The following is a 17,633-nucleotide window of genomic DNA, read 5'->3' as shown; positions in this document are numbered from 1 at the left end:
GTCTATGGGTTCGCGCCAAGTGACTATACAACAAGATATCCCTCAGGTCATGTCTGTGTAATTTCGGCACGCAATTGCTGCAAATGCGTTGGGAAATCACGGGCGGTCATCTCCGCCTCGCGCACAAGCCGATCGAAATGAAGAGTGAACACCTCAATCCGGTCGCGGTCGCGGAAGGCCATATAGTGGCTTCCAGCATAGAATACACATAGAAGCGGACCGAATATAGTGACCGGTGCAGAGTAAAGCCGTTTGGCATCAAATAGATAGATGCGAAGGCGGGGGTAGAGCTGTTTGCATAGGCTTAGCAGATGGTCGATCTGATCCAGCCGGACCTGCAGGGGCAGCCCCTCGTAGTATCCGGTGGCATGAGCAAAGCTGTGGAGCTCATAAAGCGGCATCGCAATTTCATAATCGGACTGTGCGCTACGCATCCAGGCCAGCCGGTCCGCCGAAGCGCCAATGGCTTGATCCGCAGTACGGCCCAAATGCGGAGCGTATTCCCATTCCAAAACTGCACGGGTCTTGAGCATGTCGGGCAGGGTGGCGGGGACATAACGTATTTTGTAGCCGGCGGCTTCTTGGTGCCATTCAAAGATTCGCTCATCTACAAGCGCTCGCGCAGCCTCAGTCAGCGTAAGGGAGCTGGCCAGCAATTCCGCCGCGCTTTCAGGTCGGTTGGAGAGGCCCAACAACCAGTCGGCGGATACCCCGAGCGCCGAGGCGCAGCTGCCAACCACATGCGCATTAGGCAGGCGTGCGCCTGCTCCGGTCAGCAATTGTGAGACAGTTGATCGGTCAACACCGATGCTACGTGCCAGCGCACTCTGACTGACGTCGCGATCTTGCATCGCCCTGGCCAGGCGCTGCCGGAACTGCGAGGCACGATCCCGTTTGTCGATTTTTTCAATCATATGGTGATTTATATCACCTATGTTGTGAATTGTTAATCATATTCAGAATTCCCGACCCTTGGATGTGTCTGTAACGCTGGTGTTACAAAAACAAGAATGGGGTCTGGAATGGAAACGCGACGCAGGTCGGTCGTGAAAGCGCTGGTGTGGAATGCGATGGGACTGGCAATGATGACGCTGGTTGGTTTGATCGCTACAGGCTCGGCAGCGCTTGGGGGAATGGTTGCTCTGGTCAACACGGCCATTGGTCTGACGATGTACGTGATTTACGAACGCGTATGGGCCGGGATTTCGTGGGGCCGCAATGGCTGATCCCACCACACCCAAATCGCCCGAGTGGGCGACATTTGCCCTGATCCTCGCGTGTTATTCCGTTTGGCTTGGCGTGATCTTCTGGCTGGCTGATGTGTCTCTTTGGCTGGCAATCCCAGTCATGGGGCTGGTGGCCGCTTTGCATTCCTCGCTGACCCATGAGGCGCTGCACGGGCATCCCTTTCGCCAGAAATGGCTAAATGAGGCGCTGATGGCACTGCCGCTGACCTTGTTCATTCCATACAATCGGTTTCGGGACCTGCATCTGGCGCATCACTGTGATGCGAACCTGACCGATCCTTACGATGACCCTGAGACCAACTATCTTGACCCGCAGGTCTGGGCGTCTCTGGCCGGTTGGCAGAGGCGGATGTATCAGGTGAACAATACTCTGCTTGGGCGGATGGTTCTGGGGCCTGCAATTGGGCAGATTGCGTTCCTGAGGGATGAAATACGAGGTGCATTGCACGGGGATCGGGAGATTCTGTTGGCATGGGCGTTACATTTGCCCGGCGTTGTTGCGGTGCTTTGGATCGTCACATTTTCGCAAATGCCGATTTGGGCCTTTGCCTTATCTGCCTATATCGGGCTGGGTCTGGTCAAGATCCGCACATTCCTGGAGCATCGCGCCCATGAGAAATCCCGTGCCCGGACCGTGATTGTTGAAGACCGTGGCATCCTTGCATTTCTGTTTCTTAACAACAATCTGCACGTCGTTCATCATATGAATCCAGCCGCGCCGTGGTACCGTTTGCCGACACTCTACCGTGCAGGAAAAGAGCGCTATCTGGCTTGTAACGAGGCCTATGTATACCGTTCATATGCGCAGATATTTCGGGAATATTTCTGGCGCGCCAAGGATCCGGTGGCGCATCCGCTCTGGCCAAAGCCTTGATTTAACGACAGAAGGGAAACCATGAGTTTATGGATTCCCGTCACCATCGCAGCCGCATCGTTCCAGACGGTGCGGTTCATGCTGCAGAAATCGCTGAGCAGTGCGAAACTTACGGCTGCCGGGGCGACATTTGCACGATTTGCCTATTCGATGCCGTTGGCCTTGCTGGGGCTTATTATAGCCTTGGGCGCGACAGGGTACGAATTACCAGCGTTGACGACGAAGTTCTGGATCTTTGCGGTAATCGGCGGGACCTCGCAGATATTGGCCACGATCTGCGTGGTGGCGCTGTTCAAGCAGCGTAACTTTGCAGTTGGGATTACGTTCAAGAAAACCGAGGTTATTCAAACTGCTATCGTTGGGTTCCTCATCCTCGGCGATCAGGTGTCAACCGGGGCGCTTGGAGCAATTCTGCTTGGATTGCTGGCCGTTCTGCTGCTGTCAAAAACACCCGGAGGCACCGGGGCTTGGTGGCAACATCTAACAAACAAAGCCTCGCGCCTTGGTCTGGGCTCAGGCGTATTGTTCGCCTTTTCCTCTGTCAGCTATCGTGGTGCTTCACTGCAACTGGGCGATATCGACGCGTGGTTCCGGGCACTGGTGACGCTGGCTGCGGTGGTCACGTTCCAGTTCCTCAGCATGTGGCTATGGCTGCTGTGGCGAGACCGGGCCGAGCTGCGCGCAGTGTGGGAAACCCGTCAGACCGGGATCTTCGTAGGTCTGACCAGCCTATGCGGTTCGTTCTGCTGGTTCTTTGCATTTACACTACAGAACGCGGCCTATGTGAAGGCGCTGGGTCAGATCGAACTGATCCTCAGCCTGTTCGCATCGCTGCTGTTTTTCCGCGAAACCATTACCCGGCGAGAGGTCGCCGGGATGACATTACTTGGCCTGTCGATACTGGCGCTTGTGCTGACGATCTAGCCAGCGCGACGCTCATCAAAGCTGAGCGCAATAAAGCTGGGTAGGTGATCGCCCATGCCCACAACTGCTGGCCCGCCATCTTCGCGACGACTACGGCCACGGGATTTCGGCTCACGCTCTTTACGGCTTTCGCTTTTCTTGCTTTCCGAGGTTTTGGCCTTTTTCTCGGGCTTCGGCGCGTCTGGCTTCGGCTCATCGGCCTTAACCGGATTGTCGATGCGCGGAATGTCTTTTTGGATCAGGCTTTCAATCGCGGCCAGAGCCTTTTCATCGCGGCCCGAGCAAATCGTGATTGCCTTGCCTTCGCGCCCGGCGCGACCAGTGCGGCCGATGCGGTGGACGTAATCCTCGGCATGGCCGGGAACGTCGAAGTTGAACACATGGCTGACCGAGGGGATATCCAGGCCCCGCGCCGCGACGTCTGATGCAACAAGCAACCGCAACGATCCATCGCGGAACCCGTCCAGTGTTTTCATTCGCTGCGACTGGTCTAGATCACCATGGATCGCGGCAGCGTTATAGCCGTATTTCTTCAGCGATTTGGCGCAAATATCTACATCTGTTTTGCGGTTGCAGAAGATAATAGCGTTGGTGCACTTTTCACCTTCGGAATCGATCAGAGCGCGCAGGGTTTTGCGTTTCTGGCTGGCCTCACGATCCCGGCGACCGCCTTTGAACATCACCACTCCCTGTTCGATGGTTTCCGAGGCAGTGGCCTGACGCGCAACTTCGACCCGGGTCGGTGCAGAAAGGAACGTGTCGGTGATCCGTTCGATCTCGGGCGCCATGGTGGCCGAGAAGAACAGGGTCTGGCGGGTAAATGGCGTTAGTGAAAAGATGCGTTCGATATCAGGGATGAAACCCATATCGAGCATCCGGTCGGCTTCGTCCACCACCATGATCTGAACGCCGGTCAGCAGCAGCTTGCCACGCTCGAAATGGTCCAGCAGACGGCCCGGAGTGGCGATCAACACGTCAACACCGCGATCGATCAGGGCATCTTGTTCCTTGAACGAAACGCCACCGATCAGCAGCGCTTTGGTCAGCTTAAGGTGCTTGGCGTAGGTGTCGAAATTTTCGGCCACCTGTGCCGCCAGTTCCCGAGTCGGGCACAGCACTAGCGAGCGAGGCATACGTGCGCGGGCACGCCCACGGGCCAACAGAGTGATCATCGGCAGGGTGAAGCTGGCGGTTTTGCCGGTGCCAGTCTGGGCGATCCCAAGAACATCGCGCCCTTCCAGTGCGGCTGGAATTGCGCCTTCCTGGATCGGGGTCGGAGTTTCGTATCCGGCTTCCTCAATGGCTTTGAGGACCTTCGGGTTCAGGTTCAGTTCGTTAAATTTTGTCATGTATGTCCGGTTCATGCGGACACTCGACCTGGCCCGCGCGTCAGAATATGCCGGGCCCGGATGGCCATGCGCCTCATGCGCGTTTCGGCTGTGGCGCGGGCATAACAAAAACGTGGGGCAGGGTCAAATGAAGTCGACTTAACCTGTTCCATATCCGCCGATAACAGGGATTTCCGCAACAATTCAGATGCTTCCGGGAAAGTGTTTCGCGACTTTCCGGTCCAGATCCAGCGGGCGGTGGCGCATCATGTCATTATCTTCAAGCCGTTCTAGAACCTCAGGGTCAGCGGCACTGATTTCATCATAGAATTCCTTAAGACCATCTAGCCCGTATTCGGCTTCCAGAAGTGTGAACAATTCGAACCTGTCGAGCGCGCCGATCTTTCGCGGGCGATCCGGGCTGGCCTGGTACGAGCCGCGTTCAAGGCGGAAGCGGTAATGCGCCAGCCAATGCTCCCAATCCGGGGCGTGGCGGTGGCAGAGATCGATCTGCGGCAGTTCTATTCTGACCGGTAGAAATTCGCCGTGCTGATAAAGATTGTGGATGCGGTCGCTCAGTTTCTTGAGGCCACTGCGCACGAACAGTTTGCCCTGAATGTGGCTCATGAAACCGGCCAGAACATAAGCGCCGAATTTGGGGTAGAGCGACTCGACCAGCGCCTGTCTGTTCTTTCCTTCGGGAATGAAGGCTTTGTAGAGGTCCTCGCCCCCCGCCAGAGCCTCTATCGGGCGGACGCGGACGGCGGGGGTGTCATCCGGAATTTGGCTCAGCAGATCTGGGATCGGGGACATCGGCCAAAGGAACTCGTCGACGTCGATATGCGCGACCCAGTCCAGATCGGTCCGATTATAGATCAAATTGGCATTCGACGATTGCCGGACCTGATGTTTGTCCGGCCTCTCGCGCCCGCGTCGTTTCCAGAACGCCGCATCGCAAGTACGCACCCGGATCCGGGGGTGTTCGCGCAGGGCGGTGATGTCGCCTTGGACCGGCTCATCCAGAAAGATGTGAATCCGGTCCGCGCCGATATCGAGGTGGTGGGCGGCAAAGCGCAGAATATCTTCACGCGGGGCGCGGATCGTGGACACAATCCCCCATGTGGTCTTATCTGGATTGGCCGCGGAATCCGTCAGGTCATCATTTCCTTCGTCGCGGTCAGGTTCAGCGCTGGATAGTCACGAACCACCCGGTCAATATCCCATTGCAGACGCGTCAGATAGACGATGTCGCCGTCATGGTCATGCGCGATGTGCTGTTTGTTGGCGTTAACGAATTTGTCGACCTCGGGCTTGTCACCGCTGACCCAGCGGGCCGAGGTGAATTGAGACGCCTCAAACCGCACAGGGAGACCGTATTCCATCTCGATCCTACTGGCGAGCACTTCGAATTGCAGCGCACCGACAACCCCGACGATAAAGCCTGAGCCGATCGAGGGTTTAAAGACCTTGGCCGCGCCTTCCTCGGCAAACTGCATCAGGGCTTTTTCCAGATGCTTGGCTTTCATTGGATCACCCGCGCGCACCGTTTGCAGCAATTCCGGTGCGAAGGAAGGGATGCCAGTCACGCGGATCGCTTCGCCTTCGGTAAGCGTGTCACCGATGCGCAACTGGCCATGGTTGGGAATGCCGATGATATCACCGGCCCAAGCCTCTTCGGCCAATTCGCGGTCAGAAGCGAGGAACAGCACAGGGTTCGAGATTGCCATCGGCTTCTTTGACCGCACATGGGTCAGCTTCATGCCACGTTTGAAATGGCCCGACGCCATGCGAACAAAGGCCACCCGGTCGCGGTGCTTGGGGTCCATGTTGGCCTGCACCTTGAAAACAAAACCGGCGACTTTCTTTTCATCGGGCGCGATCTGACGCGGTTCAGCCGACTGAACCTGAGGTTGCGGGCCATAAGCGCCGATGCCTTCCATCAGTTCCTTGACGCCAAACGAGTTGATCGCCGAGCCGAACCAGATCGGGGTCATGTGCCCCTCCAAAACCGCCTGCGGGTCAAGCTTGGGCAGCAATTCGCGCGCCATCTCGACCTCTTCCAGCAGCTTGTCCAGCAGATGTTCGGGGACGTGCTCGGCCAGTTTTGGATCGTCCAGCCCGTCGATCTGAATGCTCTCGGCCACCTTGTTACGGTCGGCGCGGTCCATCAGCTCCAGCCGGTCGCGCAGCATGTCATAGCAGCCGATGAAATCGCGACCCACGCCAATCGGCCATGATGCAGGTGTGACATCGATGGCCAGCATTTCCTGAATTTCGTCGATGATCTCGAACGTATCGCGGCTTTCGCGATCCATCTTGTTACAGAAGGTCAGGATCGGCAGATCGCGCAGGCGGCAAACCTCGAAAAGCTTTTGCGTCTGGCTTTCCACGCCCTTTGCACCGTCGATCACCATCACCGCCGCGTCCACGGCAGTCAGGGTGCGATAGGTGTCTTCCGAAAAATCGCTGTGGCCGGGCGTGTCCACCAGATTGAACCGGAAATCGCCATAGTCGAACGACATCGCAGAGGCCGAGACCGAGATACCCCGATCCTTCTCCATCTGCATGAAGTCCGACCGCGTGCGCCGCGCCTCACCTTTGGCGCGGACCTGTCCGGCCATCTGGATCGCACCGCCGTACAGCAGGAACTTTTCAGTCAGCGTCGTTTTGCCTGCATCCGGGTGCGAGATGATCGCGAATGTCCGGCGTCGGGCAATCTCGGGCGGCAGGGAGGGTTGGTTCGAGGTATCAAGCATAAACGCGCGTATAGGCGGGGAATCCTGCCGAGGCAAGACAAAGGGGGTGGTTCGAATCGTGGGGGTATGGCAATAAGAACATATAGTGAACAAAATATGGAGTGGACCAATGAATTTGAAAGAAATCGCAGACGAATTGGTTGCGGGTTGCCGAGAAAACCGAGCCAAAGAAAATCTGGACAAGCTTTACGCAGCGGATGCTGTCTCGGTCGAGGCTGCGGATGCAATGGGCATGGGGCGTGAAACTCATGGCCGTGACGCAATACGAGGCAAACATGAGTGGTGGGAAGGCGCACACGAGGTTTCAGGCGCGTCGGTGAGTGATCCGTTCCCGCATGGCGAAGACCGCTTTGCCGTCATCTTCGAAGTTCAGGGCAAGGTGAAGGAGTCTGGTGAGAGCTTTGATATGCGCGAAGTTGCTGTTTATCACGTCGCCGACGGCAAGATCGTGCGGGAAGAGTTCTTCTATTGAGCCACTGATCCGTTTCTGGCCTTCCTTGTCGGGCCGATGCTAAATGAGGGCAAAGATAGGGAGGGTCAGAATGGATCTTGGAATTCGTGGAAAACGTGCGTTGGTTTGCGCCAGCAGCAAAGGTTTGGGTCTGGGCTGCGCCGAGGCGTTGGCCGAAGCCGGTGTCGACCTGGTGATGAACGCACGCGGGGCTGAGGCGCTGGAAGCCGAGGCAACGCGTTTACGGTCGTCATATGGCGTTGCCGTACAGACCGTCGCTTGTGACGTCACTACATCTGAGGGTCAGGCTGAGGTGATAAACGCCGCGCAGGGAGTTGATATCCTTGTTACAAACGCAGGTGGGCCACCTCCGGGGCTTTGGTCTGATTGGGAACGCGACGACTTCATCAAAGCGCTGGATGCAAACATGCTGACACCGATTGCGTTCATGAAGGCTCTGCTTCCGGGAATGATGGATAAAGGCTGGGGCCGTGTGGTGAATATCACCTCACAATCCGTACGTGCACCGATCGCTGTTTTGGGTTTGTCAAATGCAGCGCGTACTGGTCTGACCGGATACGTGGCGGGCACTTCGCGTCAGGTGGCCCCGCATGGGGTAACAATTAACAATCTGCTGCCAGGAATCCATGCAACCGATCGGGCGGACGCACTGGATGGCGGCGTGTCGGCGCAGAAGGGGATCTCGATCGATGATGCACGGGCAGAGCGCGCCGCGACCATTCCAGCGCGCCGCTATGGAACGCGGGAAGAATTCGGGGCGACTTGCGCGTTTTTATGTTCACAACATGCCGGTTTCATCGTCGGGCAGAATATTTTGCTGGATGGTGGGGGCACTAATCTGACGATGTAAGCATGGCGCAAAACTTTTCTCTGAAAGATCAACTCTTCAACGCTGAAAAAGTAAGCTATCTTGCGGGTTTGTTCGCGGAAGCTGACCCTCATTTCGACGCAGGTGCACTCGAAGCACGAATAATGTCGCGATTGCTTGAGCTGGAATTGAAAGAGCGGATGGCCTGGATTGCAGAATGTTTGCAAGAAACCGTTCCGGGTGATCTTCCAACGGTTGCCCCGGTCATTTTGGATGCGCTGCCGCCGCCGCTTGATCCCGGCCAGAGTGATAATGACTTCGGCGATTTCATTTTTGCGCCTCTGGGCGATTGGGTCTGCGCGATCGGGCTGGATCACCCTGAATTGTCGCTGGACGTCTTGGAAGAGCTTACGCAACGCTTTTCTATGGAATGGGCGATCCGCCCTTTCCTGAACCACCATCCCGAGAAAGTTTTTGAGCGTATGCAGAACTGGTGTTGCCATCCCAGCTACCACGTGCGTCGTTTGGTCAGTGAAGGGACGCGACCACGTTTGCCTTGGGGGCAGGCCGTTGGCTTGGACGTGTCCGATCCTTTGCCGTTGCTTGACCAGCTGCATGGGGATCAGACGCGGTACGTGACACGTTCAGTCGCCAACCATCTGAATGACATCACCAAGAAAGACCCCGGTCTGGTGCTGGAACGACTGCGTAAGTGGGAGGAGGAACAGCAACAGGATCCGGAAGAGTTGCAGTGGATGACAGCGCACGCTTTGCGGGGTCTGGTAAAGTCTGGGCACCCGGGCGCGATGAGAGCTCTTGGGTATGATCCCGATGCTGATATCGCGGTCGAAGTTCAGGTGAATGGTCCGGCTCGGATTGGTGAGGCGCTTGATTTCGAAGCGCGATTGAAGGGTGCGAACGGACAGCCTGTGTTGATCGATTATATCGTACATTTTCAAAGGCCTGGGGGGAAGGTTTCACCTAAAGTTCACAAGTTCAAACAAACCAGTTTGGAAGAAGGACGATTGGTCGTCACAAAGCGCCACAAGCTCAAGGGCAACGCGACCACATTCAAACTGGTGCCCGGGCCACATCGGTTAGAGATTCAGGTGAACGGACGGGTGCGTACGGGCGTGGATTTCGAACTGCTGGGCTGAGCGCAGTCACGGTATCGTCAAATCGGATGGTGTTGGATTGCACGGTTCGGCTTGCTGCATTAACTGCAGTGCAACCAGTGATAAAAGGAATGCCGCGATGAAGCATGAAGCTGTGCAGAACTACTATGGCGAAGTGCTGCAAGGCAGTGCGGATTTGCAAACAAATGCATGCTGTACCCCGGATGATATGCCGGATCACGTCAAGAAAATTCTATCGCAAATTCATGATGATGTGCTGACACGTTACTATGGGTGTGGGCTAATTGCTCCGCTGGATCTGGAAGGAATGCACATCCTTGATCTGGGCTGTGGTGCGGGGCGGGATGTGTATGCTCTGTCGGCGATGGTTGGTGAGAATGGCCGTGTTGTCGGCGTCGACATGACGCCAGAACAGTTGGATGTTGCGCGCGCTCAACAGGATTATCACGCTGAGGCATTTGGGCATTCCAAAAGCAATGTAGAGTTTCATCACGGTTTTATCGAAAAGCTGGATGAGCTGGACCTAGAACCGGGATCGTTCGATATCATTGTCTCGAACTGCGTAATCAATCTGGCGACTGACAAGGCTGCTGTACTGCGCGGGGCCCATCGTTTGCTGAAAAAAGGCGGTGAGATGTATTTCTCGGACGTCTATGCCGACCGCCGGGTGCCCAAAGCCATGGCCGAAGATGAGGTGCTGTACGGTGAGTGCTTGTCGGGGGCGCTCTATTGGAATGACTTCCTGTCGATGTCGCGCGCTGCCGGGTTTGGTGATCCGCGTAGGGTCACGCATCGTCCTTTGACGATCGAGAACTCTGCTCTGGAGGAAAGGGTGGCACCGCTCAGCTTTATTTCGGCCACATACCGTCTGTTCAAGCTGCCCGAGCTTGAGCCGGCTTGCGAAGACTACGGTCAGGCTGTGATCTACAAGGGCACAGTGCTGCATGCGCCGCATGAATTTGTGCTGGATGATCACCACACGATTGAGGCTGGCAAAGTGTTCCCGGTCTGTGGCAATACATGGATGATGTTGCAAGACACTCGTTTTGCACGACATTTCGAATTCATCGGCGATTTCTCAACCCACTATGGGATCTTCGAAGGATGCGGTGGTGATAGCCCGTTTGTTGTACAGGGCGAAGCTGCGTCAACTGGGTGTTGCTGATCCCTTGCGCCTGAAGGGCGGGGTTGCTATCCCCGCCTAAGCCCGATGGAATTGATCGGGAAAGGCAACGGGGTCCATCGGTGACAGTGACGACAACTCCTCCTCGATTGGAAATCCGCAATCTGGTTGCGCGCTTTGCTGGGCGGACGGTTGTGGATGATGTGTCCTTGACCGTTCAGGCAGGGCAGGTGACCTGTCTGCTGGGGCCGTCGGGTTGTGGCAAGTCAACCACCTTGCGCATGATCGCTGGCGTCGAGATGCAGACCTCGGGCGAGATTTATGTCGATGGCAAATTGATTTGCGACACTGTGTTTCGAGTGCCCCCTGAGCGGCGCGAGATTGGGCTGATGTTTCAGGATTTTGCCCTGTTTCCGCACCTCAGCGTGGCAGACAACGTCGCGTTTGGCCTGAAGGGCAGCAAAGAACAGAAACGCGCACGGGTCGAAGAGTTGCTGACCAAAGTCGATTTGATGCGGTTTATTGATGGATTTCCGCATCAGTTGTCGGGAGGGGAGCAACAGCGTGTGGCTCTGGCGCGGGCGCTTGCACCACGTCCACGGATCATGTTGATGGATGAGCCGTTCTCGGGCCTCGATAACCGCCTACGAGACGGTATTCGAGATGAGACGCTGGCAGTCCTTAAGGAAGAGGATGCTGCCGTTCTGTTGGTCACGCATGAGCCAGACGAGGCGATGCGGATGGCCGATGAGATCGCGCTGATGCGGCGCGGCAAGATTGTGCAGCAAGGGGCGCCGTACAATGTCTATACCCGTCCTGCAGACAAGGCTGCAGTTGCATTCTTTAGTGATGTCAATGTGTTGAAGTCCCAAGTTAATGGTGCTTTGGCGCATACTCCGTTTGGCCGTTTTCTCGCGCCAGGTGTGCCGGACGCAACCGATGTTGAAATCGTGTTCCGGCCCCAGCATGTCAAACTGGATTTCGACCGCAATGGCAAAGGGCCTGCGCCGACACCTACAGACGGTGTTGCAGCCCGAGGCGTGGTTGAGCGTGCTCGATTTCTGGGAAATGAAAGCCTTGTCGAGTTTCGCATGGACTACGATGGCTCGATCCTGAAGGCCACGGTTCCGAACGTGTTTGTGCCCAAAGAGGGCCGGGTCATGTGGCTGACAATTCGCCGCGACCGGTGTTTTGTGTTCTCGGCCTGACGCTCAGACCCTGCATTTTCACCCAAGTGGTGCGTGAAAGCCTCAGATTGCGTATGCGCATTGCTTGTCGCAGCGCAGAGGCGGGTCTATCAAGGGCAAAACGAGGGGTGGACCGGGCATGCGAATTCTTCTGACCAATGATGACGGCATCAACGCGCCGGGACTGATCGTGCTGGAAGCGATTGCAGCTGAACTGGCTGGCCCCGAAGGCGAGGTTTGGGTGGTCGCACCTGCATTTGAGCAATCGGGCGTCGGTCATTGCATCAGCTATACCCACCCGATGATGGTGGCCAAACTGGGTGAGCGTCGCTTTGCCGCCGAAGGGTCTCCCGCGGATTGCGTTTTGGCCGGCCTGCACGACGTGATGAAAGACGCTCCGCCCGATCTGGTGTTGTCCGGGGTGAACCGGGGCAATAACTCGGCTGAAAACACCTTGTATTCCGGTACGATCGGTGGGGCGATGGAGGCTGCCCTGCAGGGTCTGCCCGCGATTGCCTTGTCACAGTATTTTGGCCCGCGCAATTTGGGGCTGGAAGATCCGTTTGAGGCAGCAGCCCGTTATGGAGCGGGGCTTGTTCGGCGCATTTTGGATGCCACCCCGCCAGAATCGGGCGATTACCGCCTGTTCTACAACGTAAATTTTCCACCGGTTCCCGCTGATGAAGTGCTGGGTGCCCGGGTAGCACCGCAGGGTTTCCGCCGCGATACGCATTTCTCGGTCGAACCCCACAGCTCGCCGTCGGGGCGGCGGTTCCTGTGGATCAAGGGCGGATATCAGCACAACCCAACTGCTCCGGGTACGGATGCCGCCGTTAACCTTGAAGGGTATATCTCGGTGACACCGATGCGAGCCGATCTGACCGCCCACGACACGCTTGAGGCGTTGAAGGTCATCGAATGACAGGACCAAGCGCTGAAACCATCATGCAGTTCCTATTTGCGCTGCGTTCGCGCGGGGTCACTGATGCGCGCGTTCTGGCCGCAATGGAGCAAATCGACAGGGGGCAGTTTGTGAGGGGCCTGTTTGCCCAGCGGGCTTATGAGGACACACCGTTGCCGATTGCCTGTGGTCAGACCATCAGCCAACCGTCGGTTGTGGGTCTGATGACACAAGCTTTGCAAGTGCGCCCGCGTGACACGGTTCTGGAGGTGGGCACTGGATCGGGTTATCAGGCGGCGATTCTGTCCAAACTGGCGCGCCGGGTTTATACTGTTGAACGCCATAAACGGCTGGTGCGTGAAACTGGTGAGCTGTTTCGTGAGTTGGGGCTGACAAATGTGACGGCGATGCTGTCGGATGGTTCTTTTGGATTGTCCGAACAGGCACCGTTCGACCGTATCATTGTAACCGCTGCCGCCGAAGATCCTCCGGGGCCACTCTTGGCGCAGTTGAAAATCGGCGGTATCATGGTGTTACCCGTGGGCCAGTCGGATGCGGTGCAGACCCTGATCCGGGTCACGCGTACCGAGACCGGTCTGGATTACGACGAATTGTTGCCGGTCCGTTTTGTGCCTCTGCTTGAGGGGCTGGGAAAAGACGGAGCGTAAAGGTATATTAAAAGGCGCCGGAACCCCGGAGAACAGGGGCAGGTGTTGAGGACAAAAAAATGAGAGCAGTTTCCAATTCAGCAATGCGCCGTTGTGTAACGGGCGTGGCCGCGCTGGCAATTCTGGCCGGGTGCGAAGGACCGTTCGACTATGACTTGCGCGGGAATGTTGGCGGGTTTTCTACGACAGATGCCGCTCTCGCAGCCACCGCCAGCCGACCGTCGCCGGATGCACGGGGAGTGATAACCTATCCAAACTATCAAGTGGCAGTGGCTCGCAGGGGGGATACGGTTGGTGATGTCGCTGCCCGTATCGGCATGCCAGTGGCCGAACTGGCGCGATTTAACGGTTTGCAGCCGAATGACTCTCTACGGGACGGCGAAGTGCTTGCACTGCCGCGTTCAGTCGGTGCTTCGAGTGGTGTTGATATTGCAACCATAGCTGGGACTGCGATTGATGACGCACCCGATACCGGTTCGGTTCAGACATCCACCCTGCAACCTGCGCAACCCGCCGCGACCCCTGCGCCTGCTGCATCCGGGCCAGAGCCCATTCGGCATAAGGTAAAACGAGGCGAAACCGCCTATACGATTTCGCGTCTCTATCAGGTGTCTGTAGAATCGCTTGCTGAATGGAACGGGTTAGGATCGGATTTCACCGTGCGTGAGGACCAGTATCTGCTGATCCCCGTCAAGGATCAGGCAGCGCCGCGCGCTGCCGCACCAGCAGCAACCGCGACGGCTGTGACACAGCCGGGAGAGGGCTCTCCGACGCCAACACCGCCAAGCGCGACACAGCCATTGCCGGATGAGAAGGTTGCCGCTGCAACACCTGCACCAGATGTAACTGCCGAAGCCCCTACGAATTCAGGCAGTTCAGCATTGGCAGCGCCTGTGAACGGGAGGATCATTCGCACTTATGCCAAAGGCAAGAACGAAGGGATCGACATTGCGGCGTCTCCAGGTGCTTCTGTAACGGCGGCCGAGGCGGGCACAGTTGCAGCGATTACGGAAGACGCCGATCAGGTTCCGATCATTGTGGTCAAGCACAACAATGATTTACTGACCGTCTACGCCAATGTCGACAATATCACCGTGAAGAAGGGTGACAGGGTGCGACGGGGTCAGAAAATCGCCGCGCTGCGTGGTGGCGATAATGCCTATGTGCATTTTGAGGTGCGTCAGGGGTTCGAGTCGGTTGATCCTGAGCCCTATCTGAAGTGACCTGAATGGCCCGTTCCGGGCCATGCCTCCGGCGGGGATATTTGTGGCCAGATGAAGGTCGGTTCACCCATAGGGGTCATAGTCGCTCAGCCGTTTTCCGGGTTCGTCTGAAAAGAGCTCTGGCAAGGGTGTGATGGCCTCGATCAGGTCGATGCGGAAGACGCGGAAGCTATTGCGAAGTTCGCACCATGCGGTGAGGGTCCAGACGCGGCCCCAGTATTCCATGTGCAACGGGCGGATGGTGCGGTCGGTCAAGATCCCGTCAATGCGGCGGTAACTCAGTTGTAATTTCTGGCGCGATTTGATCGCAGCGCGGATCGGGGCCATGTGGGCCAATCCGCGCGCAGCATCGGCAAACGGGTAGACGGCGAATTTCCAGGTGTCGGCCTCTGCCAAGACTTGAGTGGGCAGTACGGCGTCAATCTTGTCGGCCAGAGATTCAGCGGCGGACTTGAGATCGGGATCGGCGGCTTCAGCCACGATGGCCATGCCGAGGTTCAGAGCCTCAAGCTCGGCGGGTGTCAGGTTCAGCGGGGGCAGTGTGATCTGTTCACGCACCATGTAACCCACGCCGCGTTCGCCTTCGACCGGAACGCCCGAGGCTACCAGCGTATCCATGTCGCGATAGATCGTACGGACCGACACTTCGAGCCGGTCCGCTATGTCCTGCGCGCGGTGCAGCTTGCCGTCGCGCAGGATCTGGATGATATCGAACAGGCGGTCAGTACGGCGCATGACACGCCGTCTGAGCCGCGGTTAGGCGGTCATGTTCCATAGTACGGTCTCGTGGCGCATCTGAGCGCTTTCGGGATTGATTGCCGCCATCAGAGCGGGTGCAAAATCTTGTTGCATGAAAGCAGCAGCCGCATCTTTGGCGGATTTCATATCTGCCCAGACAACATAATCCGTCCAGCGTCCATCTTCGCCCTGACTCAGTTGGCGATGGGCAAAGCCGGGGGCGGCGCGGACAAATGCTTCGGATGCTTGGCTCAGTTTCACGAACTGTTCGGGTTTTGTGCCCTCGGCAAGTGTGAAAGTGACGATTTCTGCGACATGGGTCATTTGGTTCTCCGTTGACCAAGTTTCGATATCGTCCTTCTAGGCCACTACAACTGACATAAACCTGTCAGTTGAGAAATGCCAGCCCGCAAAAAATGTGCGATCCGTTCAAATTCGCACGCGGATTTGATCTGGCGCACTTTTGCAATGGCCCTTACGGGCGTAGACACGGGGCCAGACATATTCCCGGCGCGCTGCGCCGACGTAGAAGGAGACAAGACATGCTCAACAATATTGGCCTTCCGGGTATCCTGCTCATTGCTGTTGTGGTTCTCGTACTATTTGGACGTGGCAAGATCAGCTCGTTGATGGGTGAAGTGGGTAAAGGCATCACCTCGTTCAAGAAAGGCATCAAGGAAGGTTCGGAAGAGCTGGAACAGGACGCCTCCGAGCTGGCTAAAGACGTCACCCCTGAGACCGACAAAGACAAGGTCTGAGCTTAGATGTTTGATCTGGGCTGGACCGAGCTTCTGGTCATCGGCATCGTTGCGCTGATCGTGGTGGGGCCGAAGGACCTGCCAGTGCTGTTTCGCAATGTCGGGCGGTTCGTCGGCAAGGCACGCGGTATGGCGCGTGAGTTCAGCACTGCGATGAACGAAGCGGCGGATGAAGCTGGCGTCAATGATATCAAGAAGGGCCTGAACGCGGCGACTAATCCGGTTAGTACCGCGATGGACGGGATCAACGAGGCCGCGCGTGACGTGGCCAAATCCATTGACCCGACCAAGTTCGACCCTGATAGCGAGACCGGCAAACTGGCTGCTGAACGGGCAGAGCAGGCAAAGAAGATCCAAGCCTCCACGGCCCGTGCGGCCGCTGAACGCAAGGCTAAGGAAGCCGCAGATGCGCTTGCAAAGGCGGAAGAGGCCGAAGCCGCGTTGAAAACTGAAAGCAAGTCATGACTAAAACCGACGAGATCGAGGACAGCTCGGCGCCTCTGATCGAGCATCTAGCCGAGCTTCGTACCCGGCTGATCCGGTCGGTGCTTGCCTTTATCGTGGGGATTGTTCTTGCCTTCATAGTGGCCGAACCGATCCTGCAGTTCTTAGTGCGTCCGATCGAGGCGACCCTGCGTGAGCTTGGTGATCCGTCACCAACACTGCAATACACCTCTCCACAGGAATACCTGTTCACACTGTTTCGGATATCGATGGTCTTCGGGTTTGCACTGGCATTCCCCGTGATCTCATATCAGCTGTGGCGGTTTGTAGCTCCTGGGCTTTACAAGTCCGAGAAGGGAGCTTTCCTGCCGTTTCTGATCGCATCGCCGTTTATGTTCCTGTTGGGGGCGGCTTTTGCGCAGTTTGTTGTGACACCGTTGGCAATGCAGTTTTTTCTTGGGTTCGCGGATGTCAGTTCGATCTTTGCAAACCTGCTGGCCCCGGCGGCCGATGATGTCCCGGAAGAGATCATTGTTGTTCCCGAAACAACCGAAGGCGTGAAAATCACCTTCTTCGGGAAGGTCAATGAATCTCTGGATATTACGCTAAAGTTTATTCTTGCCTTTGGCCTGTGCTTTCAGTTGCCGGTTCTGCTGACACTGATGGGCAAGGCTGGGCTGGTCTCGGCCGAGGGTCTGGGTGCCGTTCGCAAATACGCGATGGTCGGTATTCTGGTTCTGGCTGCTTTAGTGACACCACCAGATGTGATCACGCAGCTGATCCTGTTCACTGTGGTCTATGGACTATACGAAGTGTCAATCTTCCTTGTCGCCCGCGTCGAGAGAAAGCGCGAAGAACAACTGCGCGCCGACGGCTACTATGACGATGAAGAGGCCGAGGCGGATGCGGAAATGATGCAGGATTACGACGAGACAAAGTAGCCTGTATCCTGATTTCAAAAGGCGCGTCCACATTCGGCGCGCCTTTTTCATGCGCGGGCCTTGTTGTGTAGTTCGGAACATGGTTCAACTCCGCCGGAATACCCG

General features: G+C 56.8%; 20 protein-coding genes. 14 read left to right on the top strand and 6 right to left on the bottom strand.

The features are described from left to right. Window positions 1–47: 47 nt before the first annotated feature. Window positions 48–914, bottom strand: coding sequence for a helix-turn-helix domain-containing protein (locus ACR0MQ_RS03770; protein WP_010440414.1), 867 nt, complete (start codon window positions 912–914; stop codon window positions 48–50). Window positions 915–1,022: 108 nt separating this feature from the next. Between ACR0MQ_RS03770 and ACR0MQ_RS03765 the strand changes: the two genes are divergently transcribed. Genes ACR0MQ_RS03765 through ACR0MQ_RS03755 form a run of 3 tightly spaced genes read left to right on the top strand, consistent with a single transcriptional unit; the run spans window position 1,023 to window position 3,045 of the window. Further along, window positions 1,023–1,226, top strand: coding sequence for a DUF2061 domain-containing protein (locus tag ACR0MQ_RS03765; RefSeq protein WP_010440411.1), 204 nt, complete (start codon window positions 1,023–1,025; stop codon window positions 1,224–1,226). Beyond that, window positions 1,219–2,121, top strand: coding sequence for a fatty acid desaturase (locus ACR0MQ_RS03760; RefSeq protein WP_170773928.1), 903 nt, complete (start codon window positions 1,219–1,221; stop codon window positions 2,119–2,121). The genes ACR0MQ_RS03765 and ACR0MQ_RS03760 overlap by 8 nt, the downstream gene beginning before the upstream one ends. 21 nt (window positions 2,122–2,142) lie before the next feature. Next, on the top strand, window positions 2,143–3,045 hold the full coding sequence (locus ACR0MQ_RS03755) for an EamA family transporter (protein ID WP_010440406.1): 903 nt from the start codon (window positions 2,143–2,145) through the stop codon (window positions 3,043–3,045). Here the strand turns inward: ACR0MQ_RS03755 and ACR0MQ_RS03750 are convergent. The 3 genes from ACR0MQ_RS03750 to ACR0MQ_RS03740 all read right to left on the bottom strand — a co-directional run bounded on the left by ACR0MQ_RS03750 (window position 3,042) and on the right by ACR0MQ_RS03740 (window position 7,129). After that, the gene (locus ACR0MQ_RS03750; protein ID WP_029621847.1) at window positions 3,042–4,394 is read right to left on the bottom strand and encodes a DEAD/DEAH box helicase; all 1,353 of its coding nucleotides are present in this window, start codon (window positions 4,392–4,394) and stop codon (window positions 3,042–3,044) included. The two genes, ACR0MQ_RS03755 and ACR0MQ_RS03750, sit on opposite strands and share 4 nt — an antisense overlap. A 183-nt stretch (window positions 4,395–4,577) precedes the next feature. Beyond that, window positions 4,578–5,483 carry a glycosyltransferase family 2 protein gene (locus ACR0MQ_RS03745; RefSeq protein WP_480606022.1) on the bottom strand — a complete coding sequence of 302 codons (906 nt, stop codon included), beginning with the start codon at window positions 5,481–5,483 and terminating at the stop codon, window positions 4,578–4,580. Between the two features lie 41 nt (window positions 5,484–5,524). Next, window positions 5,525–7,129 carry a peptide chain release factor 3 gene (locus tag ACR0MQ_RS03740; protein WP_480606019.1) on the bottom strand — a complete coding sequence of 535 codons (1,605 nt, stop codon included), beginning with the start codon at window positions 7,127–7,129 and terminating at the stop codon, window positions 5,525–5,527. Window positions 7,130–7,238: 109 nt separating this feature from the next. On the opposite strand from ACR0MQ_RS03740, the gene ACR0MQ_RS03735 reads away from it, so the two are divergent. From ACR0MQ_RS03735 to ACR0MQ_RS03700, 8 genes are all read left to right on the top strand, one after another. Further along, entirely contained in the window at window positions 7,239–7,601 is a 363-nt protein-coding gene (locus ACR0MQ_RS03735; RefSeq protein ID WP_010440398.1) for a SnoaL-like domain-containing protein, read from the top strand. 70 nt (window positions 7,602–7,671) lie between these two features. Then, window positions 7,672–8,451: an SDR family oxidoreductase gene (locus ACR0MQ_RS03730; protein ID WP_170540158.1), complete on the top strand. Its 780-nt coding sequence runs from the start codon at window positions 7,672–7,674 to the stop codon at window positions 8,449–8,451. Between the two features lie 2 nt (window positions 8,452–8,453). Next, window positions 8,454–9,566 carry a hypothetical protein gene (locus tag ACR0MQ_RS03725; RefSeq protein WP_480606016.1) on the top strand — a complete coding sequence of 371 codons (1,113 nt, stop codon included), beginning with the start codon at window positions 8,454–8,456 and terminating at the stop codon, window positions 9,564–9,566. Between the two features lie 97 nt (window positions 9,567–9,663). After that, entirely contained in the window at window positions 9,664–10,710 is a 1,047-nt protein-coding gene (locus tag ACR0MQ_RS03720; RefSeq protein ID WP_480606013.1) for a methyltransferase domain-containing protein, read from the top strand. An 80-nt stretch (window positions 10,711–10,790) separates the two neighbouring features. After that, entirely contained in the window at window positions 10,791–11,876 is a 1,086-nt protein-coding gene (locus tag ACR0MQ_RS03715) for an ABC transporter ATP-binding protein (protein ID WP_170773939.1), read from the top strand. 118 nt (window positions 11,877–11,994) lie between these two features. Further along, a complete protein-coding gene (gene surE / locus ACR0MQ_RS03710) occupies window positions 11,995–12,777 on the top strand; it encodes a 5'/3'-nucleotidase SurE (protein WP_170470720.1) in 783 nt (260 codons plus the stop codon). Next, window positions 12,774–13,424 (top strand): protein-L-isoaspartate(D-aspartate) O-methyltransferase, encoded by a 651-nt coding sequence (locus ACR0MQ_RS03705; RefSeq protein ID WP_010440386.1) that lies wholly within the window; start codon window positions 12,774–12,776, stop codon window positions 13,422–13,424. Before surE ends, ACR0MQ_RS03705 begins: the two co-directional genes overlap by 4 nt. A gap of 59 nt (window positions 13,425–13,483) precedes the next feature. Beyond that, window positions 13,484–14,647 (top strand): peptidoglycan DD-metalloendopeptidase family protein, encoded by a 1,164-nt coding sequence (locus ACR0MQ_RS03700; RefSeq protein WP_480606009.1) that lies wholly within the window; start codon window positions 13,484–13,486, stop codon window positions 14,645–14,647. A 63-nt stretch (window positions 14,648–14,710) separates the two neighbouring features. On the opposite strand, the gene ACR0MQ_RS03695 is transcribed toward ACR0MQ_RS03700, so the two are convergent. Both ACR0MQ_RS03695 and ACR0MQ_RS03690 read right to left on the bottom strand, forming a co-directional pair. After that, window positions 14,711–15,382: a helix-turn-helix transcriptional regulator gene (locus tag ACR0MQ_RS03695; RefSeq protein WP_480606006.1), complete on the bottom strand. Its 672-nt coding sequence runs from the start codon at window positions 15,380–15,382 to the stop codon at window positions 14,711–14,713. 21 nt (window positions 15,383–15,403) lie between these two features. Next, window positions 15,404–15,709, bottom strand: coding sequence for a hypothetical protein (locus ACR0MQ_RS03690; protein ID WP_010440382.1), 306 nt, complete (start codon window positions 15,707–15,709; stop codon window positions 15,404–15,406). 218 nt (window positions 15,710–15,927) lie between these two features. On the opposite strand from ACR0MQ_RS03690, the gene ACR0MQ_RS03685 reads away from it, so the two are divergent. Genes ACR0MQ_RS03685 through tatC form a run of 3 tightly spaced genes read left to right on the top strand, consistent with a single transcriptional unit; the run spans window position 15,928 to window position 17,528 of the window. Then, entirely contained in the window at window positions 15,928–16,143 is a 216-nt protein-coding gene (locus tag ACR0MQ_RS03685; protein WP_010440381.1) for a twin-arginine translocase TatA/TatE family subunit, read from the top strand. Between the two features lie 6 nt (window positions 16,144–16,149). Then, entirely contained in the window at window positions 16,150–16,608 is a 459-nt protein-coding gene (tatB, locus tag ACR0MQ_RS03680; RefSeq protein WP_170470712.1) for a Sec-independent protein translocase protein TatB, read from the top strand. After that, window positions 16,605–17,528: a twin-arginine translocase subunit TatC gene (gene tatC / locus ACR0MQ_RS03675; RefSeq protein WP_170773947.1), complete on the top strand. Its 924-nt coding sequence runs from the start codon at window positions 16,605–16,607 to the stop codon at window positions 17,526–17,528. The genes tatB and tatC overlap by 4 nt, the downstream gene beginning before the upstream one ends. The last annotated feature ends 105 nt before the right edge of the window (window positions 17,529–17,633 follow it).

Source organism: Ruegeria sp. AN6 (genome assembly GCF_056540425.1).
This window is presented reverse-complemented; position numbering and strand designations above follow the sequence as displayed.

Bases quoted from the DNA above. Each gene is read 5' to 3' on its own strand.
- ACR0MQ_RS03770 (WP_010440414.1), bottom strand. From the start codon at position 914: ATGATTGAAAAAATCGACAAACGGGATCGTGCCTCGCAGTTCCGGCAG.
- ACR0MQ_RS03765 (WP_010440411.1), top strand. From the start codon at position 1,023: ATGGAAACGCGACGCAGGTCGGTCGTGAAAGCGCTGGTGTGGAATGCG.
- ACR0MQ_RS03760 (WP_170773928.1), top strand. From the start codon at position 1,219: ATGGCTGATCCCACCACACCCAAATCGCCCGAGTGGGCGACATTTGCC.
- ACR0MQ_RS03755 (WP_010440406.1), top strand. From the start codon at position 2,143: ATGAGTTTATGGATTCCCGTCACCATCGCAGCCGCATCGTTCCAGACG.
- ACR0MQ_RS03750 (WP_029621847.1), bottom strand. From the start codon at position 4,394: ATGACAAAATTTAACGAACTGAACCTGAACCCGAAGGTCCTCAAAGCC.
- ACR0MQ_RS03740 (WP_480606019.1), bottom strand. From the start codon at position 7,129: ATGCTTGATACCTCGAACCAACCCTCCCTGCCGCCCGAGATTGCCCGA.
- ACR0MQ_RS03735 (WP_010440398.1), top strand. From the start codon at position 7,239: ATGAATTTGAAAGAAATCGCAGACGAATTGGTTGCGGGTTGCCGAGAA.
- ACR0MQ_RS03730 (WP_170540158.1), top strand. From the start codon at position 7,672: ATGGATCTTGGAATTCGTGGAAAACGTGCGTTGGTTTGCGCCAGCAGC.
- ACR0MQ_RS03725 (WP_480606016.1), top strand. From the start codon at position 8,454: ATGGCGCAAAACTTTTCTCTGAAAGATCAACTCTTCAACGCTGAAAAA.
- ACR0MQ_RS03720 (WP_480606013.1), top strand. From the start codon at position 9,664: ATGAAGCATGAAGCTGTGCAGAACTACTATGGCGAAGTGCTGCAAGGC.
- surE (WP_170470720.1), top strand. From the start codon at position 11,995: ATGCGAATTCTTCTGACCAATGATGACGGCATCAACGCGCCGGGACTG.
- ACR0MQ_RS03705 (WP_010440386.1), top strand. From the start codon at position 12,774: ATGACAGGACCAAGCGCTGAAACCATCATGCAGTTCCTATTTGCGCTG.
- ACR0MQ_RS03700 (WP_480606009.1), top strand. From the start codon at position 13,484: ATGAGAGCAGTTTCCAATTCAGCAATGCGCCGTTGTGTAACGGGCGTG.
- ACR0MQ_RS03695 (WP_480606006.1), bottom strand. From the start codon at position 15,382: ATGCGCCGTACTGACCGCCTGTTCGATATCATCCAGATCCTGCGCGAC.
- ACR0MQ_RS03690 (WP_010440382.1), bottom strand. From the start codon at position 15,709: ATGACCCATGTCGCAGAAATCGTCACTTTCACACTTGCCGAGGGCACA.
- ACR0MQ_RS03685 (WP_010440381.1), top strand. From the start codon at position 15,928: ATGCTCAACAATATTGGCCTTCCGGGTATCCTGCTCATTGCTGTTGTG.
- tatB (WP_170470712.1), top strand. From the start codon at position 16,150: ATGTTTGATCTGGGCTGGACCGAGCTTCTGGTCATCGGCATCGTTGCG.
- tatC (WP_170773947.1), top strand. From the start codon at position 16,605: ATGACTAAAACCGACGAGATCGAGGACAGCTCGGCGCCTCTGATCGAG.